Origin of the sequence: Saccharopolyspora sp. CA-218241 (assembly GCF_050954615.1) — a bacterium.
GTDB lineage: Bacteria > Actinomycetota > Actinomycetes > Mycobacteriales > Pseudonocardiaceae > Saccharopolyspora > Saccharopolyspora cebuensis.
The window spans coordinates 2,243,041-2,266,287 of record NZ_CP191860.1 but is presented as its reverse complement, the minus strand read 5'-3'; the positions used below and the strand labels follow the sequence as shown (position 1 = coordinate 2,266,287).

General features: G+C 72.3%; 19 protein-coding genes. 8 read left to right on the top strand and 11 right to left on the bottom strand.

Going from position 1 to position 23,247, the window contains the following annotated elements:
• Positions 1-6: 6 nt before the first annotated feature.
• The 4 genes from ACQP0T_RS11050 to ACQP0T_RS11035 are packed head-to-tail and all read left to right on the top strand — an operon-like array spanning position 7 to position 4,362.
• Positions 7-969, top strand: coding sequence for an alpha/beta fold hydrolase (locus tag ACQP0T_RS11050; RefSeq protein WP_433872714.1), 963 nt, complete (start codon positions 7-9; stop codon positions 967-969).
• Complete coding sequence (locus ACQP0T_RS11045; RefSeq protein WP_433872712.1) at positions 966-2,162, top strand: LLM class flavin-dependent oxidoreductase; 1,197 nt, start codon at positions 966-968, stop codon at positions 2,160-2,162. Before ACQP0T_RS11050 ends, ACQP0T_RS11045 begins: the two co-directional genes overlap by 4 nt.
• The gene (locus tag ACQP0T_RS11040) at positions 2,162-3,199 is read left to right on the top strand and encodes a zinc-binding dehydrogenase (RefSeq protein WP_433872710.1); all 1,038 of its coding nucleotides are present in this window, start codon (positions 2,162-2,164) and stop codon (positions 3,197-3,199) included. Before ACQP0T_RS11045 ends, ACQP0T_RS11040 begins: the two co-directional genes overlap by 1 nt.
• A complete protein-coding gene (locus tag ACQP0T_RS11035) occupies positions 3,199-4,362 on the top strand; it encodes an acyl-CoA dehydrogenase family protein (protein ID WP_433872708.1) in 1,164 nt (387 codons plus the stop codon). Before ACQP0T_RS11040 ends, ACQP0T_RS11035 begins: the two co-directional genes overlap by 1 nt.
• 46 nt (positions 4,363-4,408) lie before the next feature.
• Here the strand turns inward: ACQP0T_RS11035 and ACQP0T_RS11030 are convergent, their stop codons facing one another.
• Together ACQP0T_RS11030 and ACQP0T_RS11025 are read right to left on the bottom strand one after the other, a co-directional pair.
• Positions 4,409-5,737 (bottom strand): aspartate aminotransferase family protein, encoded by a 1,329-nt coding sequence (locus ACQP0T_RS11030; protein WP_433872707.1) that lies wholly within the window; start codon positions 5,735-5,737, stop codon positions 4,409-4,411.
• Positions 5,738-5,747: 10 nt separating this feature from the next.
• Positions 5,748-7,607 carry an alkyl/aryl-sulfatase gene (locus ACQP0T_RS11025; protein ID WP_433872705.1) on the bottom strand — a complete coding sequence of 620 codons (1,860 nt, stop codon included), beginning with the start codon at positions 7,605-7,607 and terminating at the stop codon, positions 5,748-5,750.
• Between the two features lie 125 nt (positions 7,608-7,732).
• On the opposite strand from ACQP0T_RS11025, the gene ACQP0T_RS11020 reads away from it, so the two are divergent.
• Entirely contained in the window at positions 7,733-8,356 is a 624-nt protein-coding gene (locus tag ACQP0T_RS11020) for a TetR/AcrR family transcriptional regulator (RefSeq protein ID WP_433872704.1), read from the top strand.
• A gap of 23 nt (positions 8,357-8,379) precedes the next feature.
• On the opposite strand, the gene ACQP0T_RS11015 is transcribed toward ACQP0T_RS11020, so the two are convergent.
• The 8 genes from ACQP0T_RS11015 to ACQP0T_RS10980 form a co-directional block, all read right to left on the bottom strand.
• Positions 8,380-8,865 (bottom strand): SRPBCC family protein, encoded by a 486-nt coding sequence (locus tag ACQP0T_RS11015; protein WP_433872703.1) that lies wholly within the window; start codon positions 8,863-8,865, stop codon positions 8,380-8,382.
• On the bottom strand, positions 8,862-9,224 hold the full coding sequence (locus tag ACQP0T_RS11010) for an ArsR/SmtB family transcription factor (RefSeq protein ID WP_433872702.1): 363 nt from the start codon (positions 9,222-9,224) through the stop codon (positions 8,862-8,864). The genes ACQP0T_RS11015 and ACQP0T_RS11010 overlap by 4 nt, the downstream gene beginning before the upstream one ends.
• Positions 9,225-9,312: 88 nt before the next feature.
• Positions 9,313-12,537, bottom strand: a complete 3,225-nt coding sequence (locus tag ACQP0T_RS11005) for a glycoside hydrolase family 2 TIM barrel-domain containing protein (RefSeq protein ID WP_433872701.1) — start codon at positions 12,535-12,537, stop codon at positions 9,313-9,315.
• Positions 12,534-13,955, bottom strand: a complete 1,422-nt coding sequence (locus tag ACQP0T_RS11000) for a sugar porter family MFS transporter (RefSeq protein WP_433872700.1) — start codon at positions 13,953-13,955, stop codon at positions 12,534-12,536. Before ACQP0T_RS11000 ends, ACQP0T_RS11005 begins: the two co-directional genes overlap by 4 nt.
• 37 nt (positions 13,956-13,992) lie before the next feature.
• The gene (locus tag ACQP0T_RS10995) at positions 13,993-14,853 is read right to left on the bottom strand and encodes a class II fructose-bisphosphate aldolase (RefSeq protein ID WP_433872698.1); all 861 of its coding nucleotides are present in this window, start codon (positions 14,851-14,853) and stop codon (positions 13,993-13,995) included.
• Positions 14,831-15,781: a 1-phosphofructokinase family hexose kinase gene (locus ACQP0T_RS10990; RefSeq protein WP_433872696.1), complete on the bottom strand. Its 951-nt coding sequence runs from the start codon at positions 15,779-15,781 to the stop codon at positions 14,831-14,833. Before ACQP0T_RS10990 ends, ACQP0T_RS10995 begins: the two co-directional genes overlap by 23 nt.
• A gap of 221 nt (positions 15,782-16,002) precedes the next feature.
• A complete protein-coding gene (locus ACQP0T_RS10985) occupies positions 16,003-16,890 on the bottom strand; it encodes an SIS domain-containing protein (RefSeq protein WP_433872695.1) in 888 nt (295 codons plus the stop codon).
• Between the two features lie 149 nt (positions 16,891-17,039).
• Entirely contained in the window at positions 17,040-17,825 is a 786-nt protein-coding gene (locus tag ACQP0T_RS10980) for a DeoR/GlpR family DNA-binding transcription regulator (RefSeq protein ID WP_433872694.1), read from the bottom strand.
• 190 nt (positions 17,826-18,015) lie between these two features.
• Here ACQP0T_RS10980 and ACQP0T_RS10975 point away from each other — a divergent pair, with 190 nt between their 5' ends.
• Entirely contained in the window at positions 18,016-19,407 is a 1,392-nt protein-coding gene (locus ACQP0T_RS10975) for a Gfo/Idh/MocA family protein (RefSeq protein WP_433872692.1), read from the top strand.
• Positions 19,408-19,496: 89 nt separating this feature from the next.
• Here ACQP0T_RS10975 and ACQP0T_RS10970 read toward each other — a convergent pair whose 3' ends face one another.
• Entirely contained in the window at positions 19,497-20,468 is a 972-nt protein-coding gene (locus tag ACQP0T_RS10970; RefSeq protein WP_433872690.1) for an Lrp/AsnC family transcriptional regulator, read from the bottom strand.
• 125 nt (positions 20,469-20,593) lie between these two features.
• On the opposite strand from ACQP0T_RS10970, the gene ACQP0T_RS10965 reads away from it, so the two are divergent.
• Both ACQP0T_RS10965 and ACQP0T_RS10960 read left to right on the top strand, forming a co-directional pair.
• On the top strand, positions 20,594-21,817 hold the full coding sequence (locus ACQP0T_RS10965) for an amidohydrolase family protein (RefSeq protein WP_433872689.1): 1,224 nt from the start codon (positions 20,594-20,596) through the stop codon (positions 21,815-21,817).
• Positions 21,814-23,235, top strand: coding sequence for a sodium:solute symporter family protein (locus ACQP0T_RS10960; RefSeq protein ID WP_433872687.1), 1,422 nt, complete (start codon positions 21,814-21,816; stop codon positions 23,233-23,235). The genes ACQP0T_RS10965 and ACQP0T_RS10960 overlap by 4 nt, the downstream gene beginning before the upstream one ends.
• Positions 23,236-23,247 lie beyond the last annotated feature (12 nt).

Sequence of the window (23,247 nt, the reverse complement as noted above, 5' to 3'; positions counted from 1 at the left end):
AGCGCCATGCCCGAACGCACGGTCAGCCACGGCGGTGTCGCGCTGCACGTCGTGGAGGAAGGCACCGGGCCGCCGGTGATCTTCTCGCACGGATTCCCCGAACTCGCCTACTCCTGGCGACACCAGCTCCCCGCCGTCGCCGCCGCCGGCTTCCGCGCGGTGGCGCCCGATCAGCGCGGCTACGGCAGGACGTCGCGGCCCGAACCCGTCACCGACTACGACATCGAGCACCTCACCGGCGACCTCATCGCACTGCTCGACGACCTCGGCGAGCAGCGGGCGGTCTTCGTCGGGCACGACTGGGGTTCGATGGTGGTGTGGCACCTGGCCCTGCTGCACCCCGACCGGGTCGCCGGGGTGTGCGGCATGAGCGTGCCGTTCCAGCCGCGGCCACCGGTGCCTCCGGTGGCAGCGATGCGCGCGCGGTTCGCGGGCGAGTTCTTCTACATCCTGCACTTCCAGGAGCACGGCGTCGCCGATGCCGAGCTCGACGCCGACCCGGGCAGGACGATGCGGCGCCTGCTGTCCGGCACCCGGGTCGACCGGGACGCCCCCGGCGGACTGCTGCCCACCGGCAGCGGGACCGGTTTCCTGGACCGGTTCCCGGAGCCGGACGCGCTGCCGGCCTGGCTCGATCAGGCCGAGCTCGACCACTACGTCGCCGAGTTCGGCCGCACCGGCTTCACCGGCGGCCTCAACTGGTACCGCAACCTCGATCGCAACTGGGAGCGCACGCCGCACCTGGCCGGCGCGCGGGTCGAGGTGCCCAGCTTCTTCATCGCCGGGTCCGCCGACCCGGTGGTGGCGATGGGTCCGCTGTCGGCCCAGGAGGAGTGGCTCGCCGACCACCGGGGCAGCGTGCTCGTCGAGGGCGCGGGCCACTGGGTGCAGCAGGAGGCGCCGGACGAGGTCAACGCGGCCCTCCTCGGCTTCGTCCACTCCCTCGACCACGACGAGGAGACGCGATGACCGACCGAGCACCGCTGAACTTCGGCGTCTTCTACGCGCCGTTCCACCCCGTCGGCCAGGACCCCGCGCTCGCGTTGGAGTACGACCTGGAGCGGGTCGAGGCGCTGGACCGCTTCGGCTTCGACGAAGCCTGGTTCGGCGAACACCACTCGGGCGGCTACGAGATCATCGCCTCGCCGGAGATCTTCATCGCCGCCGCGGCGCAACGCACCAAGCACCTCAAGCTGGGCACCGGCGTGGTGTCGCTGCCCTACCACCACCCGTGGCTGCTGGCCGACCGGCTCGCGATGCTCGACAACCTCACCCGGGGGCGGCTGATCTTCGGCGCCGGGCCCGGGGCGCTGCCCACCGACGCCCACGTCCTCGGCATCGACCCGGTCGACCAGCGCCGCATGATGGAGGAATCGCTGGAGGCGATCCTCGCGCTGTTCCGCGGCGAGGAACCGGTCAGCAGGCGCACCGACTGGTTCACGATGAACGAGGCGCACCTGCAGGTCCGGCCGTACACCTGGCCGCACCCGGAAGTGGCGGTGGCGGCGATGGTCTCGCCCTCCGGACCGCGGTTGGCGGGCCGGTACGGCACCTCGCTGCTGTCGCTGTCGATGTCGGCCGCGAGCGAGGGGTTCGCCGCCATCGGCAAGGCCTGGGGCGTGGTGGAGGAGCAGGCCCGGCAGGCCGGGCGACCGGCCCCCGACCGGGCGAGCTGGCGCGTGCTCGGCACCGCGCACCTCGCGGAGACCGCCGACCAGGCCATCGAGGACTGCACCTACGGCCTGCCGGAGTTCGCGGACTACTTCGGCGCCGGAGCGGGTTTCGTCCCGCTGGCGCAGGACACCGGGTCCGGCCCGCGGACGCGGCGCGAGTTCGTCGAGGCCTACGCGGACTCCGGCAACGTCGTGATCGGCACCCCGGACGACGCCATCGCCTACATCGAGGGCCTGCTGGAGCAGTCCGGCGGTTTCGGCACCTTCCTGCTGCTCGGCCACGACTGGGCATCGCCGGAGCGGACCCTCAACTCCTACCGGTTGTTCGCCCAGCACGTCCTCCCGCACTTCAAGGGCCGGTTGTCCGCCCCGCGCGCCGCCCACCGGTGGGCGGTCGACAAGCGCGAGCAGCTCTTCGGCCGCGCGGGCGAGGCGATCGTGAATGCGGTCACCACGCACCAGCGGGACACCGGCGCGGAGGGCACCTGATGCGCGCGGCCGTGCTCCGGAGCGGCCGGATCGTGGTCCGCCCGGACGTGCCCGATCCGCGCCCCGGGCCGGGGCAGGTGCTCGTCCGGGTCCGCGCCTGCGGGATCTGCGGATCGGACCTGCACTTCGCCCGCCACGGTGGGCGGATGCTCGCGCTGGGCCGGGAGGTGGAGGGCACGCCGAGCGGCTCGTCCGATCCCGTCGACCTGGACCGCGACGTGTTCATGGGGCACGAGTTCGCCGCCGAGGTGCTCGAACTGGGCCCCGGGGCGGCGGAGCACACGGCGGTCGGGGCGCTCGTGACCTCGGTGCCCGTGCTCCTGGCCGAGGGCGGCGTCGCGCCGATCGTCTACTCCAACACCGTCCACGGCGGCTACGGCGAGCTGATGCTGCTGTCGGCCCCGCTGCTGCTCGACGTGCCCAACGGGCTGCCCCCGCACCACGCGGCGCTGGCCGAACCGATGGCGGTCGGGCTGCACGCCGTGAACAAGTCCGCGATCCGGCGCGGGGAGGGGGCGGTGGTGCTCGGCTGCGGACCGGTCGGGCTGGCGGTGATCGCGGCCCTGCGCGCCCGGGGCGCCGAGCCGATCGTGGCCAGCGACTTCTCCCCCGCGCGCCGGGACCTCGCCGCGGTGCTGGGGGCGCACCGCACCGTCGACCCCCGCGAGGAGACGGCCTGGTCCGCCTGGGCGCGCGAGGACGGGCGGCAGCTCGTGGCCTTCGACGCGATCGGGGTGCCGGGCGTGATCAACGACGTCCTCCGGTCGGCGCCGCGCGGGACGCGACTGGTCGTGGTCGGCGTCTGCATGGGCACCGACTCGATCGACCCGTACTTCGGCATCACCAAGGAGCTGAGCCTGCAGTTCGTCCTCGGCTACGACGCGGCGGAGTTCGAGCGGTCGCTGCGCTCCATCGCCGAGGGCGAGATCGACGTGGCGCCGCTGGTGACGGCGCGCGTTCCGCTCGACCGCATCTCCTGGGCGTTCGACGCCCTGGACGACCCCGACCGGCACTGCAAGATCATCGTGGAGCCCTGATGGCGGACTGGACCGAGATCGCGACCCGACTGGCGGAGGAATTCGCCGAACGTGCGGCCGAAGTGGACCGGAGCGGTCGGTTCCCGATCGACAACGTCGAGCGCATGCAGGAGGTCGGCTACCTCAACATCGCCGTGCCCGAGGAATTCGGCGGCGGCGGAGCCGATCTCGCCACCGTCGCGGCGTGCCAGGGCATCCTCGCCGGGGGCTGCGCCTCCACGGCACTGGCGGCGAACATGCACATCTTCGGCCTCGGCTCCGCCGCCGAGAGCTGGTCCGCCGGTGACCGCGGTGCCGAGCCGCTGTTCCGGATGGTCGCCGAGCGCACGATCGTCGGCGGCAGCCTGACCGACGCGGCCACCGGCCTGAACGTGCGGACCTCCTCGACCCCGGCGAAGCGGGTCGACGGCGGCTACTCCATCAGCGGGCGCAAGTCGTTCTGCTCGCTGGCGCCTGTCCTCGGGTTCTTCTGGGGGACCGCGGCCGACACCGCGACCGGCGAGCTGATCCTGTTCGGACTGCCGCGCGACACCCCGGGCCTGGATTTCGTCGACACCTGGGACACGATGGCGATGCGCGGCACCGGCTCCTGGGACGTGCGCTTCGACGACGTGTTCGTCCCCGACGCCGCCGTCCAGCGCGGTGCGGCTCCGGGCGACGCCCTGGTCTGGGACGCCGCGCGGGAACGCGGGTTCGCCTGGTTCGCCATCACGGTCGCGTCCATCTACCTGGGCGTGGCCCGGGCGGCGGCCCGCTTCGCCTACGACCACGTCACCAGCCGCACCGTCACCGGTGCCTCGCTGCCGATGTCGCGCCAGCCGGCGCAGGTCTTCAACGCCGCGGAGGTCGAGCTGCTGCTGCGCCCCGCCGAGGCGCTGGTCAGCGACGGGCTCCGCCGCCGCGCCGAATCCGGTCCGCTCAGCCCGGCCGACCTCAACACCCTCAAGTACGCGGCGGTGAACGCGGCCGACGACGCCGTCGACCGGTGCGTGCGGATGACCGGCGGGCACGGGATCTTCCGGAAGCTCCCGCTGGAGCGCTACTACCGGGACGTGCGCGCGGGCCAGTTCCACCCGCCGAACAACGATGTCGCGCTGGAGACGATCGGCAAGTCCGCGCTGGACATCGACCCGCTCGCCGAACCGCGCTGGCCCGCCGACTGAGCGGTGCGTCGGCGAGGCGCGGTCGCGCCTCGCCGACGCACCGGTGCTACCGGTCCGCCACGTCGGTCAGCGCGGTGTCGAGGACCTCCAGCCCGCGGTCGATCTCCGCCTCGGTCGCGGTCAGCGGCGGAGCGATGCGGAACGTCCCGCCCATGCCGGGCAGCTGCACGATGTTCATGTGCAGCCCGAGCTCGGCGCAGCGGCCGGTGACGGCGGCTCCGAGCTTGTCGGCATCGCCGCCGGGACCGTCGACCAGTTCCAGCCCGACCAGGAGTCCGCGACCGCGGACGTCACCGATCGCCGGGTGCCGCCCGGCGAGTTCGCCGAGCCCGCCCCGCAGCCGCTCGCCGAGCTCGCGGGCGCGCACGTCGAGGCGGTCGCGGGCCAGCACGTCCAGCACGGTGCTGCCGACGGCGGCGGGCAGCGGGTCGTTGACGTGCGTGGTGAAGAACAGGAACCCGCGGTCGTGGGCTTCCCGCTCGATCTCGGCAGTGGTCACCACGGCGGCGAGGGGCAGTCCGGCACCGAGGGTCTTGGACAGGGTGAGGATGTCCGGGACGACGCCGTCGCGCTGGAACGCGTACCAGTCCCCGGTGCGGCACAGCCCGGTCTGGGCCTCGTCCAGGATCAGCAGCATCCCGCGCTCGTGGCACTTGTCCCGCAGCGCGGCCAGGTAGCCCGGCGGGAGGTCGACGACACCGCCCGAGCTCAGCACGGGTTCGACCAGGCAGGCCGCGAGGCTGCCGACCGACTGCGCGTCGATCAGGTCGAAGCCGAGGTCGAGCTGGCGGCGCCAGTCCAGGTTCCCGTCGGCGTCGACGATGTCGGGCCGGAACCGGTCGGGGACCGGCAGGGCGAAGTTGCCCGGCACGGCGGGCCCGTACCCGCCCCGCCCGGCGCTGTAGGTGGCGCTCGCGGCGGCCTGGGTCATCCCGTGCCAGGACCGGGCGAACGAGACGACCTCGTGCCGACCGGTGACGAGCTTGGCCATCCGCAGCGCGGCTTCGTTCGCCTCGGCGCCGGTGGTCAGGAACAGCGACTTCTCCAGCGGTTCCGGCATCGTCCCCGCCAGCCGCCGGGCCAGGTCGAGGACCGGGCGGCTCAGCATGCCGCTGTAGAGGTGGTCGAGCCTGTCGATCTGCGCCCGGACGGTCGCGACGATCTCCGGGTGCGAGTGGCCGAGGATCGCGCTCATCTGCCCGGAGGTGAAGTCCAGGAGCTCGCGTCCGTCCTCGGTGAACACGGTGCTGCCCTCGGCGCGGTCGATGATCCCGGGGCTGAAGGCGCCGCGTCCGGAGTAGCGGACCAGGCGGCGTTCGGGGCGGTGTCGTCCAGCATGCCCCGACGCTACGAACGGACACCGCCGCGCGTCCACCGGCGGCCCCTCAGGGCAGTGCGATGGGGAAGGCCCGCGCGGGGTCCTCCAGCAGCCCGAGCAGCGTGGTCAGCGCCGCGGTGTCGCCTTCGACGGTCACCTCACCGGCCGCGATCGCGTCCGGGAAGGTCGTCCCTCCGGACAGGACCCGGTCGAACGCCGCGCGGTCGAGCCGCAGCACCGCGTCCGGCCGCTCCGCGCCGACGGCCTCCCCGCGCATCGGCGTGAGCACGCCGTTGGCCAGCAGCAGCGTCCACACCTCCACCGGCTCGGTGAACTCCCAGCGCAGCAGCACGCGGTGCGCGGCGGCGGCGGGCCCGTCCAGGCGCACCGCCCAGGTCTGGAACAGCTGCCGGGTGGACAACGCCGGGACCATCGCCTGGTTGACCCCGCCCGTGGTGGTGCGCCGCTCCTCGGCGGGCCGGCGCAGCTCCCACGCACCGGAGAGGTAGAAGTTGCGCCAGGTCCCGTTCTCCGACCCGTACCCGAGCCGCTCGAAGGTCGCGGCCTGCAACCGCCTGGCCCCGGCGTGGTCGGGTTCGGCGAACAGCACGTGGCCGAGCACCTCCGCGACCCACCTCAGGTCACCGGCCTCGAAGGAGTCCCCGGCCTTCGCCACCACCCGGTCCGCACCGCCCATGAAGTCCACGTACCGCTGCGCCGCCTCCGCGGGCGGGAGCTGCCACAGGTGGGCCGGATTGCCGTCGAACCACCCCATGTAGCGCTGGTAGACGGCCTTGCTGTTGTGGCTCAGCGAACCGTAGTAGCCGCCCACGTGCCGCGCGGCCAGCGACGGCGGGAACTCCCGCAGCTCCTCGGCGATCTCCGCACCGGTCAGGCCGCGGTTCATCAACCGCACCGTCTGGTCGTGCAGGTAGGCGTAGGCGTCGCGCTGCTCGGACAGGAACCTGGTCAGCTCCGCACGGCCCCAGGTCGGCCAGTGGTGCGAACCGACCAGCACCTCCGCCCGGTCGGCGAAGAGCTGGAGGGTCTCGGTCAGGTAGTCGGCCCACGCCCGCGCGTCCCGGACCTCGGCGCCGCGCAGCGTCAGCACGTTGTGCAAGGTGTGGCTGGCGTTCTCGGCCACCAGCAGCACCCGCGGGTCCGGCAGCAGGAAGTTCATCTCGCTCGGGGCCTCGGTCCCGGGGGTGAGCTGGAAGACCATCCGGACCCCGTCGACCACCAGCTCCGCACCGGTCCGCTCGACCACCTCCGTCGGCGCGATCAGCCCGACCCGACCGGTCGAGGTCGCCTGGCCCAGACCGAAACCGATCGCCCCCTCCGGCCCCGCCGCCAGGTGGCGGCCGTACATGTAGCGCGCCCGGGCCAGCATCGCCGGCCCGGCGACGACGTTCTCGCTGACCGCGTGCTCCATGAAGCCCGCCGGCGCGATCACCGGGATCCCGCCCGCGGCGACCTCGGCGGCGTCCACCACCCCGCCCACCCCGCCGAAGTGGTCGGTGTGGCTGTGGGTGTAGACGACCCCGGTCACCGGCCGCTCCCCGCGGTGCGCGCGGTAGAGCGCCAGACCGGCGGCGGCGCACTCCTCGCTGATCAGCGGATCGACGACCACGACCCCCCGCTGCCCTTCCACCAGGGTCATGTTGGAGACGTCGAACCCGCGGACCTGGTAGACGCCCGGCACCACCTCGAAGAGCCCGTCCACCGCGTTGAGCCGGCTCTGCCGCCACAAGCTCGGGTTCGCGGTCTCCGGGCACTCCTGCCCCAGGAACGACCACCGCTCGTTGTCCCACACCACGCGCCCGTCGGCGTTGCGGACGATCGTGGGCTCGGCCCGCCCGAGGCGGCCCCGAACGGCATCGCGCGCCTCGGCGGAATCATCCCGGATCGGCTCGGAATTCGAGGACATGCGGTCCACCTCCCGGATCAGGCGTCCGGCCATCTGTAATTCGTTTGAATTACACAGTATGGTGCATGAATTAAACGCACAAGACCCATCGTCGGCGATGGGCAGGATCGGAGCCGAGGCGCGACATGGACGGCAGGACCGGCCGGCAACCCGGCACGCGCGAGCAACTGATCATCGCCGCCGAGCGACTCTTCGCCCTGCAAGGGATCCGCGAGGTGTCGCTGCGCGAGATCGGCGCCGCCGCGGGTCAGCGCAACACCTCCGCCGCCCAGTACCACTTCGGCGACAAGGCGGCGCTGATCGAAGCCATCTTCGACCACCGCATGAGCACGATCAACGAGCGGCGCATGCGCCATCTCGCCACGATGCGCGTCGACGGGCGCGGCGGCGAACTCCGACCGTTGATCGAAGCCTTCCTGGTCCCGCTCGCCGAAAGCGTCACCGGCCCCGAGAGCTACTACGCCCGCTTCCTGGCGCAGTTCTCCGCCGATCCGCGCTACCGGACGTCCTTCGACTGGGAGACCGCCGAAAGCCTGCGGCTGGTGTGGCGCGGCTTCCGCCGCTGCCTGTCGCACCTGCCGGAGCCGACCGTGCGGGCGCGCCTGCGCATGCTCGAACACCTCGTGCTGCACACCATCGCCGACCACGAACGCGCCGCGGAACCGGGCGGCGGCGAGCACCCCGGACCGTGGGTGGCCGAGCTCGCCGACGCCGCCGAAGGGCTGCTCACCGCCCCGGTCACCGGGTAGCGCGGGCGGCCCCGGGTGACCGCTCAGACGTCCTCGGCGAGCAGCTCGTCGAGCTTGTCGAAGCCCTCTTCGACGCCGACGTCCATGCCGCTGGCCAGGATTCCGTCCCGGGCCTCGAAGTCCGGCACCACGCTCAGCACCTGGAGCCGGGTGCGCCCGCCCGCGAGCTCCTCGAAGGTCATCGTCTCCAGGGCGACCCCGTCGGGTTCGGCTTCGTAGGTGAAGGTCCACACGATCCGCTCGTGCGGTCGCACCTCGTGGAAGCTGCCGTAGAAGGAGGCGATCTCCTCGCCGTCGCGGTCGTTGGCGAAGGCCCACGCGCCCCCCGTGCGGGCTTCCCACCTGGTGATCCTGGTGCTCAGCGAGCGCGGCCCGATCCACCGCGCGTAGAGCTCGGGGTCGACGTGGGCCCGGAACACCCGTTCGGGAGCCGCGTCGAACTCCCGGGTGATCCGGATGGTCGGCAGCTTCTCGTCCGCCACGATCTCGGTCTCGTGCTGGGTCGTCATGATGCGCCCTCCGCTCGCGTCCCGTCCTCGTCCTCGACCATCCGGTCCAGCAGAGCATCGAGGCGCTGGTAGCGCTCCTCGACCTCCCTGCGGTAGCGCTCGATCCACTTCCCCATCAGGTCGAACACCTCGGTGTCCAGGTGGACCGGTCGACGCTGGGCGTCCTTGCTGCGGGTCACCAGTCCGGCCTCCGCCAGCACCTTCACGTGCTTGGAGACCGCTTGCAGGCTCATGTCGTACGGCTCCGCCAGCTCGCCCACGGTCGCGTCCGCCCCGGCCAGCCGGGCCACCAGGTCGCGCCGGGTCCGGTCGGCCAGTGCCGCGAACGCCCGGTCGAGTCGTTCCGCGTCCTCGTCCACCAGTATTCCTCAACTCATCGGTTGATTACGACCGTAGGGCGCCGACCGGCATTCGTCAACCGGCTGGTTGAGGAACCGGGACGGCGGGTCAGCTCCCGGGCCGCCGACCGCGGGGACGCAGCACGTAGGCGTGGGAATAGGGCCGGTCCGCGGGCAACCGGTACTGCTCGCGAGGCCGTCCGGAGGAGACGAAGCTGTTGTCCCCGACGCCCATCTGGCGATGGTTGAGCTGCAACGTCGTGGCCACCCGGGTCAGCTCGTACGGGTGCCGGCAGGTCTCCAGGTCCTCGGTCGTGACGTGCAGGGCGCCGACCTCCATGAGCCCGTCGGCCTCGGCTTCGAGACCGACGCCCGCTGCGCCGGTGAGCCGCACCCAGCGCACGTCGGTGAGGTTGCCGGTCTCCTGGCACTGCACGTACGGGACGAACCGGTCGTCGACGGTGCTCCGGTACCGGCCGACGAACGCGCTGTCCTTGCGGTCCCAGTAGTTCTCGTGCGGTCCCCGCCCGTACCACGACAGGTCCTCCAGGCCGTCGGCCACGGTCATCCGGGTGCCGACCAGCGGGAGGTCGGCGACCCCGTCCCCCGGCGCGAGCGTGGCGAGCACCTCGACGGAACCGTCCGGGGCGACGGTGAACGCCATGTCGTGCCGCGACGGGCTCGGTGCCGTCGGCAGGGCGGCGCGGACGTCGACGCGCACCCGCCCGTCCTCGGTGCGCGTGATCGTCGCGGACTCGACCCGCCGGTTCGCGGCGGCGTCGCGCCACGTGGTGAGCTCCGCGGCGTACCCGCTGCCCTTGTCGTTGTCGGTGGGCGCTCGCCAGAAGTGCGGCACGGGGCCGTCGCGGAACAATTCGGTCCCCTGGTACCGGTACGAGGCGACCGTGCCGCGGACCTTGTCGAAGTCGATGCGCAGTCCCGCCCCGCTGATCCGCGCCCGCTCGGCCGTCTCGTCGACCCGCAGCGGCGGCCCCGCAACCTCCGGGCCTGGAACCACCGGCCGCGCCCGCTCCGGTCCCGACCGGGGCAGGGCGAACTGCTCGGCGGCCACGACGTGCCCGGCCGGGGCCCACCGCGTCGCCTCCGCGAGCGCGAACGTCACGGTGAGGTGGTGCTCGGCGCCCGGAGCGGGTTCGGGTTCCCGGAACGGCACGTCGACGACCTGCCGCCGACCGGGCGGCACGTCCAGGCGCGGCAGCACGCCCCGCTGGACCACGACGCCGTTCTCCGCCAGCTCCCACCGTGCCTCGAAGGTGTTCAGGTCGGTGAAGAAGTGGCCGTTGACGACCTCCAGCCGCCCGCGGCGCAGGTCGTCGGCGATCACCTGGACGTTCTGGTGGACCTTCTTGACCTCCCACAGCTCCGGCTCGCACTCCCGGTCGCCGGAGACGAGCCCGTCGGCGCAGAAGTTGTCGTCGTTGGGGTAGCCCTCCTGCCAATCGCCGCCGTAGGACAGGTAGGTCCCCGACGAGCCCGGGACGGGCCACCGCACGGTCTGGTCCACCCAGTCCCAGATGAACGCGATCCGGGCGTTCGGGTGCTCGGCCAGCGTCCGCCAGTAGGCCGCGAAGCCGCCCTGGCTGTTGCCCATGGCGTGCGCGTACTCGGTGACCACGAACGGCTGGCCCTGCGCCGCGGCCTTCGGGGCGTAGGTGTCGATCTGCTCGGGACCGCCGTAGCACTGGACGCCGTACACGTCGACGAGGTGGTTGTCGATCTCGCCCGTGGTGTAGTCCAGCGCGTAGTAGTGCACCGGGCGCGTCGGGTCGTGCTCGTGGGTCCATTCCGTCATGGCCCGGAAGTTCTCGCCGGACCCCGCCTCGTTGCCCAGCGACCACAGGACGACGGAGGGGTGGTTCTTGTCCCGCTCGACCATGGCGCGCATCCGGTCCACGCACGCCGCCCGCCACTCCGGGTGCTCGCCGGGGAAGTTCCGGCTGGTGGCCAGGCCGTGGGTTTCCAGGTTGGCCTCGTCCATCACGTAGAGCCCGTACTCGTCGCACAGCTCCAGCCAGCGGGGGTGGTTCGGGTAGTGCGAGGTGCGCACGGCGTTGATGTTGAAGCGCTTCATCAGGGTGATGTCCTGGACCATGCGCGCCTCGTCGAGGGCCTGCCCCCGGTCGGGGTCGGTCTCGCACCGGTTGGTGCCCTTGAGCAGCACCGGCTCGCCGTTGACGAGGAACCGGGCGTCCCGGATCTCGACCGCGCGGAAGCCCACCCGGACGCGCTCGGCCTCGAGGACCGCACCGGTCCCGTCGACCAGCGACAGCACGAGGGTGTACAGGTTCGGCACCTCGGCCGACCACTTGAGCGGGTCGGCGACGGGCACCTCCTCCTCGACGGAGATCTCCTGGCCGGCGCCGACGTCGACGGCCATCGTGACCGGGCGGGACCACATGGGACGGTCGTCGGCGTCGTGCAGCATCGCTTCGACCGCGTGCGGCCCCGACGGCCGCCCCGCCGCGTTGGACACCGCGACCCGCAGGCCCAGCACGGCGTCGCGGTACTCCGCGTCGAGACCGGTGCGCACCCGGACGTCGCGCAGGTGCACCTCCGGCGTGGCGTACAGGAAGACCTCGCGGAAGATCCCCGAGAGGTCGATCATGTCCTGGCACTCCAGCCAGCTCCCGTCCGACCACTGGTAGACCTCGACGGCCACGGTGTTCGCGCCCGGGCGCACGTGCTCGGTGATGTCGAAATCCGCGGCGGTGAAGCTGTCCTCGCTGTAGCCCACCTTGCGCCCGTTGACCCAGACGTAGAAGGCCGACTTCACGCCCTGGAACGACAGCAGGACGCGCCTGCCGCGCCACCCGTCGGGCAGCTCGAAGTCGCGGCGGTACGAACCGACCGGGTTGACCCGGGTCGGGGCCCGCGGGACCTGCGGCTGCTCGTAACCGACCCACGGGTACTTCTGGTTCAGGTAGATCGGGTGCCCGTAGCCCTGCAGTTCCCAGTTCGACGGGACCTCGATGGTGTCCCACCCGCTGACGTCGACGTCCTCGCGGTAGAAGTCCGCGGGCCGCGCGTCGGGATCGGGGGACCAGCGGAACCGCCACCGCCCGTCCAGCGAGCGGAAGTACGGCGAGGCGGACCGCTCGCCCCGCAACGCGGCCGCCGGGTCGGCGTAGGGCGTCAGCGGCGCGCGGGCGGGTTCGCGGTTGATCTCGAAGATCTCCGGGGCGGCGTTCCACTCCTTCCCGAACTCCGCCGCGAAGGCGGCCTTCTGGTCGGCGAAACCCTGCCACCCCGCCAGGACGCCCAGTCCCAGGCCACCGGCGCGCAGGAAACCCCGTCGCGTGAAACCCCCGGTCATGATGTCTCCCTCCGGGACCCGTCCCGGCCGCTGTCCGCAGTGGACCGGCTCGGCCAGCGGGCTCCGTTCTCCCAGTAGGTGCTGATGCTCTCCAGCGAACGGCCCTTGGTCTCCGGCGCGAACCGGAGGACGAACAACCACGAGAACGCCGCCAGCGCGAGGAAGATCGCGAAGGTCGCCGCGCCCCCGATGCCCTCCATCAGCGGGAGGAAGAGCTGGGCGACGATCAGGTTCGCGACCAGGTTGGACGCCAGCAGCAGCGAGGCTCCGAAGGAGCGCAACCGGGCGGGGAAGCTCTCCGAGGCGAACACCCACACCATCGAGCCGAACCCGAAGTTGAACCCGGCCGTGAACAGCAGGATCGCCACGAATCCCCAGAAGGAGCCGCCGCCGAGCGATCCGGTGGCGAACACCGCGATCATCATGGCGCTGGCGAGCATCATCGTGGTGATGCCGCCGAGCAGCAGCGGCCGGCGGCCGAGCCGGTCCACCGCGACCAGCGAACCGACCGTGGCCACCAGCGCCGCTGCCTGCACGACGGCGGGCAGGCCCAGGATCGCCGCGTAGCCCTCGAAGCCCATCTCCTGGAAGATGATCGGGCTGTAGTAGGTGATCGCGTTGATCCCGGTGATCTGCACGAGGAATCCCATGGCCAGGACGAACATCGTGGCGATCGAGTACGGCTTGCGGAACATCTCGGCGAGGTTGCCGCCCCGCTCGGCGGCCATGTCGGCGCTGATCTCGGCGAGCTTGCGGTCCGCGTCGGCAGCCGGGTCGACGAGCCGCAGCGTGGCCCGCGCTTCCTCCCGGCGTCCCCGCATCAGGTACCAGCGGGGCGTGTCGGGCAACCGGACGACCAGGAACAGGATCAGCACCGACGGCACGGCCGACAGGCCCAGCATGAGCCGCCAGTTGCCGGAGTCGGCCAGGGCCCAGTCCACGAGGTAGGCCAGCAGGATGCCGCTCACGGTGGCGACCTGGTAGCCGACCACCAGGGCACCGCGGATGGCCGTCGGCGCCGACTCGGCCAGGAAGATCGGGCTCACCACCAGCGACAGCCCGATGCTGACGCCGAGGAAGAACCGGGAGATGTCGAGCCAGAGGACGTCGGTGGTCAGGCTCGACCACACGGAGAACACGGCGTAGCCCAGCACGACCAGCACCAACGACTTCTGGCGACCGATGACCGTGGCCAGCTTGCCCGCGATCAGGGCACCGACGATGTTGCCGGCCACCAGGACCGTGGTGACGCTGCCCTGCAGCAGTGGGGAGAGCTCCATCTCCTCGGTGATGAACAGCAGTGCACCGGAGATGTTGCCGATGTCGTAGCCGTAGACGACACCGAGCGTGGCCGCCGCGACGGCGATCTTCCAGCCCGTCGACGAAGTGGCACGACCGGTGGAGGTGTGCTCGGTCATGGATCCGCTTCCTCTCGCACGTCGGTGATGCGGACGCTCACGGCGCGGTGGTGGCCGGTTCCCCCGCGCCGTTGAGCGCTGCCAGCAGCCGTGCGGTCTCCCGGGTGATCGCCTCGCGCCCCGCGCCGAGGTAGCGGCGGGGGTCGACGCCGTCGGGGTGGTCGGCCAGGGATCGCCGCACCGCTGCGGTGAATTCCTCGTTGAGCCGGGTGGCGATGTTGATCTTCGTCAGCCCGGCCCGCACCGCCGTGCGCAGGTCGGCGTCGGCGACGCCGGAGGACCCGTGCAGCACCAGCGGGACGTCCAGGGCGGCGCGCAACCGTTCGACCAGGCCGAAGTCCAGGTCCGCGTCGCGGGTGCGCATGGCGTGGGAGGTGCCCACCGCCACGGCGAGGGCGTCGACCCCGGTGTCGCGCACGAACTCCACCGCCTCGGCGGGATCCGTGCGCGCCCCCGGCGCGTGCACCCCGTCCTTGCCGCCGATCCGGCCGAGTTCGGCTTCCACCCAGACCCCGTTGTCGTGGCAGTACCGCGCCGTCCTCGCGGTCGCCCGCACGTTGTCGTGGTGCTCCAGCGCGGAGGCGTCGAACATGACCGAGGGGAAGCCGAGCGCGACCGCCCTCGCCACCAGCTCGAAGGTCTCCGCGTGGTCGAGGTGCACCCCGACCGGGGTGCGCGCCGCCCCGGCGGCGGCCAGCATCGCGGCCCCGAGCGGTTCCAGGGCGCCGTGGTAGCGCACCGCGTTGTGGCTCACCTGCAGCACGACCGGCTGGTCCAGCTCTTCGGCGGCGGCGACGATGGCGGTGGCGTGCTCCAGCTGGATCACGTTGAACGCCGGGCAGCACCGCCCCGCGGCACGCGCCTCGGCGACGAGCTCACCCGTGGGAACCAGTGCCATGCGACTCCTCCTGTCCCGCCAGGGCGCGCACCCGCGCCGCGCCGCGTTCGCGGTGGTAGTGCTGTTCATCGAGGTCACCGGCCACGGGAGCGGCCACCGCGGCGGCGGAGGCGGCGACCGCCTCGCGCAGCCGGTCCGGCCACGGCGCCCGGGTGACGAGCCCGCCCGCGAGGGCCGCGACGACGGCGTCCCCCGCCCCGGTCGGATTGCCGGACACCTGCCGGGACGGCTCGGCGCGCCAGCTCCCCGCGTCCGTCACGGCCAGCAGCCCCGCGCCGCCCAGGGAGACCACCGCGCTGCCGGCACCGAGGTCCCGGAGCAACTGCGCGCCTTCGCGCGGACCCACCGCGCCGCTGAGCTCGGCGAGCTCCTCGGCGTTCGGCTTGACGACGTCGGGCCGGGCGGCCACCCCTCGGCGCAGCGCGGCACCGGAGGTGTCCAGCACGGTCGGCACGCCGCGGCCGCCTACCCTCGCGATGAGCCGCGCGTACCCGTCGTCGGCGACGCCGGGGGGCAGGCTGCCCGCGAAGACCACCGCCGCGGACCGGCCGCTCACCCGGCGCACGACCTCGCCGAGCTCCGCCCATTCGCGGTCGGCGACGTCCGGCCCCGGTTCGTTGATCAGCGTGGCCCGCCCGTCGTCGGACACCAGCGCCACCGTGCGGCGCGACTCCCCGCGGAGCTCCACGAGCTCGTGGGGCAGCCCGGCCGCGTCGAGGTCCGCCCGGATCGCCTCGCCGGTGGCACCGCCGACCAGCCCGACGACCCGGGTCTCGTACCCGAGCCGCCGCAGCACGCGTGCCACGTTGACGCCCTTGCCGCCCGCCCGCTGGTGCACCGACCGCGCGCGGTGGACGCGGTCCGGCGTCAGCCGGTCGAGGCGGTAGGTCACGTCCAGGGCGAGGTTCGCCGTCACCGTGGTGATCACGAGAGCACCTCCCCACCTCGCCGGGCTCGTTTTAGGGTTCTTTTCGGAATGCGGCGGAGCCGCATGCGGTGAGGCACGCAACCGGCACCGCCGCCCGTGCTCGGACGGTGCCGCTCAGCGGTCTTCTCGCGAGGACAGCCGTGACGCCGTGTACGTCGTCGGTACATCAGGAGCGGCTCCCGGAGCCCGCACCGCCACGCAGGTCTTTCTGAAAGCAGTCCCTAGGCGGTCTCCAGCACGACCGAGCGGTTCAGGTGGCGCGGCCGGTCCGGGTCCAGCCCGCGGTGGACGGCGAGGGCGACGGCGAACCGCTGCACGGCCACGAGATCGGCCATCGGGTCCGCCGGGTGGTCGACGAACGTCGCGCCGGTGGCCCGCACCTCCTCGGCCAGCCCGTCCGGCGGGCCGCCGAACATCCAGGTGGCCCGGCCGGGTTGGGCGATGCTGATGGGGCCGTGCCGGTACTCCAGCGCGGGGTAGGACTCCGTCCACCCGTTGGCGGCCTCGCGGACCTTCAGGGCGGCCTCGTGCGCGATCCCCACGGTCCACCCGCTACCCAGGAAGCTGATCTGCTCGGTGGCGAGCAGGGCCGCATCCGCCGGTTCGGCGAGGACCGCCTCGGCCTGCTCGACCACCTCGGTGAGATCGGCACCGAGGTGCGCGCGCAGCAGCGCCAGCGCGGTCGTGGCGAAGCGGGTCTGGACGACGGAGCGTTCGTCGCAGAAGGAGAGGTCGACGACGTGCCCGGCCCGCCCGGCGACCGCCTCCGGCACTCCGGTGAGGACGGTGGTGGCCGCGCGGTCCCGGACCTCGTCGAGGGCCCGCAGGACCTCGGTCGTCCTGCCGGAGCGGGTGATCGCGACGACGCGGTCGTAGTCGCGGGTGCGCGGGAGCTCGGAGGCGGTGAACGCGTCGGTCACCCCGGCGCCGGAACCCTCCCGCAGGGCGGCGTAGGACTGCGCCATGAACCAGGAGGTCCCGCAGCCGATCACGGCGACGCGCTCCCCGGACCGCGGCAGACCGCCCGGGGCGGTCGCCGCCAGCCGCGCGGCACGCCGCCAGCACTCCGGTTGGCTGGCGATCTCCAGCTGAGCGAACGATTCCGCCATCTCGCGTCCTCCCTGCGCCGGGACCGGCTGAGGTCCCGCGATCGAGGGCCTCGGGACGGAGATCACGTTAAGTTGATCGAAGATGCACTGTCAATGCGCTTTTCGCGCATCTTCGAACACCGCGGTTCGGCGAGTGCGCGCAGCGGCGGTCAGACGACCTGGACCTGCGCTCCCTCGCCCCGGAAGGCGCTCACCAGCTCCTCGTCGGCCCCCTCGTTGGTGATCAGCGCGTCCACCCGGCTGCACGGGCAGATCTGCGCGAACGCCCGCCTGCCGAGCTTCGAGCTGTCGGCGACGACGGCGACCCGGGCGGCGCGGGAGGTCATCAGCCGGTTGATGCTGGCCTCGCCCTCGTGGTGCGCGTAGGCCCCGGAGGCCGGATCGATCGCGTCGACGCCGAGGAACAGCAGGTCGAGCGCGATCTCGTCGAGGATGCGGGTGCCCAGCGGGCCGGTCAGCTCGAACGACTGCTGGCGCGCCACGCCGCCGGTCACCACGATCTTGACGTGCGGGCGGATGATCAGCTCGTTGGCGATGTTGAGCGCGTTGGTCACCACCGTCAGCGACGGGTGCTCCCCGCGCTCGGCCAGGTCCGTGCGGGTGGCGATGGCCCGCGCGACCTCGGTCGTCGTCGTGCCGCCGTTGAGGCCGACGACCATGCCGGGCCGGACCAGCGCCGCGGCCGCCGCGCTGATCCGCTGCTTCTCGGGGGCGTGCCGCGCGCTCTTGTGGCGCAGCGGCAGGTCGTAGGTGACGTTGGAGGCCACCGCCCCGCCGCGGGTCCGCGCCACGAGCTGCTGCCCGGCGAGCTGGTCCAGGTCCCGCCGGATGGTCGCCGCCGAGACCCCCAGCTCCGCCGCCATCTCGTCGACATCGATCCGTTCGCGCTGGCCCACGATGTCGAGCAGCGTGCTGAGCCGCTCGTGTCGATTCACCTCGGGTCGCCCCTTCCACTAGCCGGTCCGCGCGAGCGCGGCGGACCGCCCGAGGGCGATTCCCGCGAGACGATCGCCGGGAGATCGCCGCTACCGAATACCTCTGTTCGGACGATAGCAATCGCGGATGCGGCTGTGTGAAAGTGATCGGAACCACGAACTTTCGATCATGATCGTTCAGGAGGTTTGCATGTCCGAGGGCGAGACCGACCACGGCGCGCTTTCCCGCCGAGCACTGCTGCGCACCAGCGCGGCGACCGCCGCCGGACTGGGGATCTCCGGCCTCGCCGGACAGGCGGCCGCCGCCACCCGCGAGGACGTCCCCGCGCGCCAGGGCGAGTCGATGATGGGCGTGCCCTTCGAGGCCCGCGACGAGGTGCGGATGGGCATCATCGGCCTCGGCAACCGGGGCAGCGCCATGCTCGCGCAGATCCTCGCCGTACCGGGGGTCCGCGTCACCGCGCTGTGCGATGTGGACGCGGCCGCGGTGCGGCGCGCCACCAGGACCGTCACCGACCACGGCGACCCCGCGCCGGCGCAGCACACCCGGGGCGAGAACGACTTCGAGAACCTGTGCACCCGCGACGACGTGGACTTCGTCTACGTCGTCACCCCCTGGGAATGGCACGTCCCGATGGCCCTGGCGGCCATGCGCGGCGGCAAGCACGTGGGCGTCGAATGCCCGATCGCGCCGTCGGTCGCCGACCTGTGGGAGCTCGTCGGCACCTCCGAACGCACCCGCAGGCACTGCATCCAGCTGGAGAACTGCTGCTACGGCCGCAACGAGATGCGGGTGCTGCGCCTGGCCCACGAGGGCAGGTTCGGCACCCTGCTGCACGGCGCCGGCGCCTACATCCACGACCTCCGCGAGGAGCTGTTCTCCGACAGCTACTACGCGGGCGAGTGGCGCCGCGCCTGGCACACGAAGGTCAACGGCGACCTCTACCCCACCCACGGTCTCGGCCCCGTCGCCTCCTACCTGGACATCAACCGCGGCGACCGCCTGGTCAGCATCAGCTCGCTCGGCTCACCCGCGGCGAGCCTCGCCGAGTACCGGGAGCGCCACGTCCCCGCGGGCGACCCGGCGTGGCGGGAGGACTACGTCAAGGGCGACGTGACCATGAGCCTGATCCGGACCGAGCTGGGCCGGATCATCCACCTGGTGCACGACGTCTCCAGCCCGCACCCCTACAGCAGGCTCAACCACCTCGCGGGCAGCAAGGGCGTGTTCGAGGACTACCCGCCGCGCATCTACCTGGAACCGGAGATGCGCGATCACGCCTGGGGTGACTTCGCCGATTACGCCTCCTACGACCACTGGTTGTGGAAGGAGGTCGACCCCGGCCCCGGCGGCGGCCACGGCGGCATGGACTACATGATGGTCTACCGCTTGGCGCAGACCATGCAGCTCGGCCTGCCCCCGGACATCGACGTCTACGACTCGGCCGCCTGGAGCGCCCCGTTCGCCCTGAGCGCGGCCTCGATCAGCGCGGGCGGCACGGCCGTGCCGTTCCCGGACTTCACCCGCGGCGACTGGACCACCCCGCACCCCGGCGTCGACTCCCCGGACCCGACGCCCTGACGCACCGCCCGCCGGCAGCACGCGGCGGTCCTGGACCGAGCGGCACCCGCGAACCCCACGGCGGGTGGCGGGTCCGGCGTGACGACGGGTCAGCCGCCGCGGTCGGGCGTCCAGTAGCGGGTGAGCACCCGCAGCACCACCGACACCTCGAAGGCGGTGATCCCGGGGTGCCGGCCGAGGTCGTCGGTGAGGAACCTGGCGAGGTCGTCGTCGTGCTGGAACACCCCTTGGTGGATCACCGACGACGTGCCCGCCACCGTGGTCACGTAGCGGGCGGAGGGATGCGTCGCGAGCGCGGTCGCGGTGTCGCGCATCGTGCTCGCCGAGGTGGCGAGCGAGACCACCGCCTCCAGCGGGTAGCCGAGCAACGCCGGTTCGATCTCGACCCGCGGCTGCACCAGTCCGCGGTCCAGCAGCGACTGCGTCAACCGGTAGGCGGTGGACGCGCTCTTGCCCAGCTCCCGCGCCACATCGGCCGCGCTCGCCCGGCCGTCGCGCTGCAGGACGCCGGCGACCTCCCGCTCCTCCTCCCCGAACGGGACCGGGGCGGCGGGCAGCGGGCCGTGGCGGTGCTCGAAGAGCTGCCGTTCCCGCTCGGCGCCGAGCCGTTCGATCCGCCAGGACGATCCCGAGGCGAACCGGTGCAGCCCGGGCTCCGAGTGCGTGCCGACGATGCCGGGGATCGACGGCAGCGTCCTGGTCAGCAGGTCGGCCGCGTCGGCGCGGCGGGTCGGGTGCAGGATGCAGAACACGTCGGCGCGTCCCGTGGTGGTGGCGACGAACTGCGCCTCGTCGAGCTCCGCGACCGCGGCGGCCACCTGGTTCGTGCTGCCGGGCGCGGTCGAGATCCAGACGTGGTGCGGCGTCGCACCGCCGAGCCACCACGGCACCTGCCCGACGATCCGGACCCCGTGCCGTTCGCGCAGCCGCGCCATGCGCCTGCTGACCGTCCCCGTGGACACCCCGAGCGCCGCGGCGAGCACCTGCATGCTCGCGCGCGGGGCGATCTGCAGCGCGGCCACCAGATCCAGGTCACCGCCCCCGAGGGCACCAGCGGACATGCCCCGTTTCTACCACGCGGCCATTTTTGAACGATTACAGCCATCTGTTCCGCGACTGTTGACAGATTCACTTTATGGGGAGAGCGTCTCCGGTCACAGTCAATCGAGGAGATCGGAGCTGCCCGATGGCCCCATCCCTGCTCGTCCGCAACGCGCACGTGCTCGACGTGGAAGCGGGCGACTACCGGCGAGCCGACCTGCTATGCCGCGACGGCCGGGTGACCGAGGTCGACGACCGGATCACCACCTCCGCCGACGTCCCCGTGCTCGACGCCCGCGGGGCCGCCGTGCTGCCCGGCCTCATCGACTGCCACGTCCACGTGTTCGCCTTCAGCGCGGACCTCGGCGAGGTCGCCGACGCCCCGCCCACCTACGCCACGGCGGGCGCCATCCGCGCCATGGGCGCGATGCTCGACCGCGGCTTCACGACCGTCCGCGACACCGGCGGCGCCGACTTCGGCTTGGCCCGGGCGCGCGAGCGCGGCCTGATCCGCGGGCCGCGCCTGATCCACGGCGGCAAGGCCCTGAGCCAGACCGGCGGGCACGGGGACAAGCGGTCCATCGAGGAGCACCACCTCGACGACCACCCGTGCTGCTCCGGAACGGGCCGGGTCGTGGACGGCGCGGACGAGATGCGCAAGGCGGTCCGGGAAGAGCTCCGCCGCGGTGCCCACCACATCAAGCTGCACGCCTCCGGTGGCGTCTCGTCCCTGGGCGATCGCATCGGTTCCACCCAGTACTCCGCGGACGAGCTGCGCGCCGCGGTGGAGGAGGCCGAAGCCGCCGGACGCTACGTCACCGTGCACGCCTACCCGCCGCACGCCATCAACCGAGCGCTCGAAGCCGGTGTGCGCTGCGTGGAGCACGGCAACCTGCTCGACGAACGCACGATCGAACTGCTGCTGGAGCGCGACGCCTTCCTGGTGCCGACCCTGGTGACGTACCACGCGTTGCAGGAGGAAGGCCGCGAGCACGGCCTGCCGCAGGCGAGCTGGGAGAAGGTCGCCGAGGTGCTCGACGGCGGGCTCGGGGCCCTGGAACGCGCCGCCCGCGCCGGCGTGCGCATCGCCTACGGCTCGGACCTGCTCGGCGGGATGCAGCGCAAGCAGAACGAGGAGTTCCGCATCCGCGCCGAGGTGCAGAGCCCGCTGGAGGTCCTCCGCGCGGCCACCACGAACGCGGCCCAGCTCGTCGGCATGGCGGGCGAGATCGGCACGCTCACGCCGGGGGCGCACGGCGACCTGATCGTCGTTGACTGCGACCCGCTCGCCGACGTCGCGGTGCTCGCCGATCCCGCCAACATCCGCGCGGTCGTGCAGGGTGGTCAGGTCGTCCGGGAGACGACATGACCGACACCGGCGTCCTCCTCGCGATCTGCGCGTACGTGCTGGTGATGATCGGCATCGGGGCCTGGGCAGCGCGCAAGGTCAAGAACAACCACGACTTCATGCTCGCCGGGCAGCGGATCGGCAGGCTGGTGCTGACGGGCACGCTGCTGGCGACGTGGACGGGCGCCGGCACGATCATGGGCCGGGCGAGCTTCTCCTACACCTACGGCCCGTTCGCGAGCATCTTCTACAGCCTCGGCGCGCCGCTCGGCATCCTGATCATGTACCTGTTCCTGGCCAAGCGCATCCGGATGCACAGCAAGTACACCGTTCCGGAGATCATGCAGGAGCGCTACGGGTCCTCGGTGCGCGTCGTGACAGCGGTCGCGATCCTGCTGGCCTACACGGCGATCATGTCCGAGCAGGTCCGCGGCCTCGGCTACATCCTGCACCTGACCACCGGGGTCTCCGAGGACGCCGCGAAGGTCATCGGCCTGGTCGTCATCGTGTTCCTCGCCTTCGCGGGCGGGCTGATCTCCGTGGCCTACACCGATGCGATCAGCGCGCTGCTCATTACCGTCGGGCTGGCCGGCGGGTTCGTCTTCGTGCTCGTGCACGTGGGCGGGTTCGGCGGGCTCGTCGACTCGCTCCCGGCCGACCACACGACGTGGACGGGCGGGTTGAGCCCGATCCAGCTGGCCGGCTACGTCCTGCCGACCCTGCTGCTGATCCTCGGCGACCAGAACATGTACCAGCGGTTCAGCGCCGCCAGCAGCCCGGAGGTCGCGAAGCGCTCGACGCTCGGCTTCCTGTTCGGCGACGTGTTCTTCTACGGCGCGATCATCGTGCTCGCCTCGAGCGCGACCGTGCTGCTGCCCGCCGTCCAGCCCGACACGGCGGTGCTGCGGCTGGCGACCGACTCGTTGCCGGGGGTGCTGGGCGGGCTGCTGCTCATGTCGGCAACGGCGTTCATCATCACGACAGGCAACTCCTACCTGCTGTCGTCGGCGGGGAACCTGGTGCACGACATCTACCGCTCGTTGTCGCGCAAGGAGGAGAACTCGCGCGGTGAACTGCTGCTGACCCGGGTCGCGATCGTCGTGCTCGGAGTCGGGGCGTTCGCGGTCGGCGAGCTGTTCCCCGGCGTGCTGGAGATCCAGGTGTTCTCGTACACGATGTACGGTGCCGTCGTGACCCCGTCGCTGCTGGCGACGTTCCTGTGGAAGCGCGCGACGGCGGCGGGCTGCATCGCCTCCATGGTCACCGGGATCACCGCGACGCTGGTGTGGGAATTCGCCCTCGACAAGCCGCACGACTGGAACAGCGTGCTCGTCGCGCTGCCGCTGTCCGTGCTCGCGCTCGTCCTCGGCAGCCTGGCGACCCCGTCGCGCAGGTCCGGGCCGGTCGCGAGCCCGTCGGTCGGGGAGCGGGAGCAGTAGCCCGGGACGAGT

Excerpts from the sequence above, each read along its gene's own strand:
- ACQP0T_RS11050 (WP_433872714.1), top strand. The coding sequence starts at position 7 with ATGCCCGAACGCACGGTCAGCCACGGCGGTGTCGCGCTGCACGTCGTG.
- ACQP0T_RS11045 (WP_433872712.1), top strand. The coding sequence starts at position 966 with ATGACCGACCGAGCACCGCTGAACTTCGGCGTCTTCTACGCGCCGTTC.
- ACQP0T_RS11040 (WP_433872710.1), top strand. The coding sequence starts at position 2,162 with ATGCGCGCGGCCGTGCTCCGGAGCGGCCGGATCGTGGTCCGCCCGGAC.
- ACQP0T_RS11035 (WP_433872708.1), top strand. The coding sequence starts at position 3,199 with ATGGCGGACTGGACCGAGATCGCGACCCGACTGGCGGAGGAATTCGCC.
- ACQP0T_RS11025 (WP_433872705.1), bottom strand. The coding sequence starts at position 7,607 with ATGTCCTCGAATTCCGAGCCGATCCGGGATGATTCCGCCGAGGCGCGC.
- ACQP0T_RS11020 (WP_433872704.1), top strand. The coding sequence starts at position 7,733 with ATGGACGGCAGGACCGGCCGGCAACCCGGCACGCGCGAGCAACTGATC.
- ACQP0T_RS11015 (WP_433872703.1), bottom strand. The coding sequence starts at position 8,865 with ATGACGACCCAGCACGAGACCGAGATCGTGGCGGACGAGAAGCTGCCG.
- ACQP0T_RS11005 (WP_433872701.1), bottom strand. The coding sequence starts at position 12,537 with ATGACCGGGGGTTTCACGCGACGGGGTTTCCTGCGCGCCGGTGGCCTG.
- ACQP0T_RS11000 (WP_433872700.1), bottom strand. The coding sequence starts at position 13,955 with ATGACCGAGCACACCTCCACCGGTCGTGCCACTTCGTCGACGGGCTGG.
- ACQP0T_RS10995 (WP_433872698.1), bottom strand. The coding sequence starts at position 14,853 with ATGGCACTGGTTCCCACGGGTGAGCTCGTCGCCGAGGCGCGTGCCGCG.
- ACQP0T_RS10985 (WP_433872695.1), bottom strand. The coding sequence starts at position 16,890 with ATGGCGGAATCGTTCGCTCAGCTGGAGATCGCCAGCCAACCGGAGTGC.
- ACQP0T_RS10975 (WP_433872692.1), top strand. The coding sequence starts at position 18,016 with ATGTCCGAGGGCGAGACCGACCACGGCGCGCTTTCCCGCCGAGCACTG.
- ACQP0T_RS10970 (WP_433872690.1), bottom strand. The coding sequence starts at position 20,468 with ATGTCCGCTGGTGCCCTCGGGGGCGGTGACCTGGATCTGGTGGCCGCG.
- ACQP0T_RS10965 (WP_433872689.1), top strand. The coding sequence starts at position 20,594 with ATGGCCCCATCCCTGCTCGTCCGCAACGCGCACGTGCTCGACGTGGAA.
- ACQP0T_RS10960 (WP_433872687.1), top strand. The coding sequence starts at position 21,814 with ATGACCGACACCGGCGTCCTCCTCGCGATCTGCGCGTACGTGCTGGTG.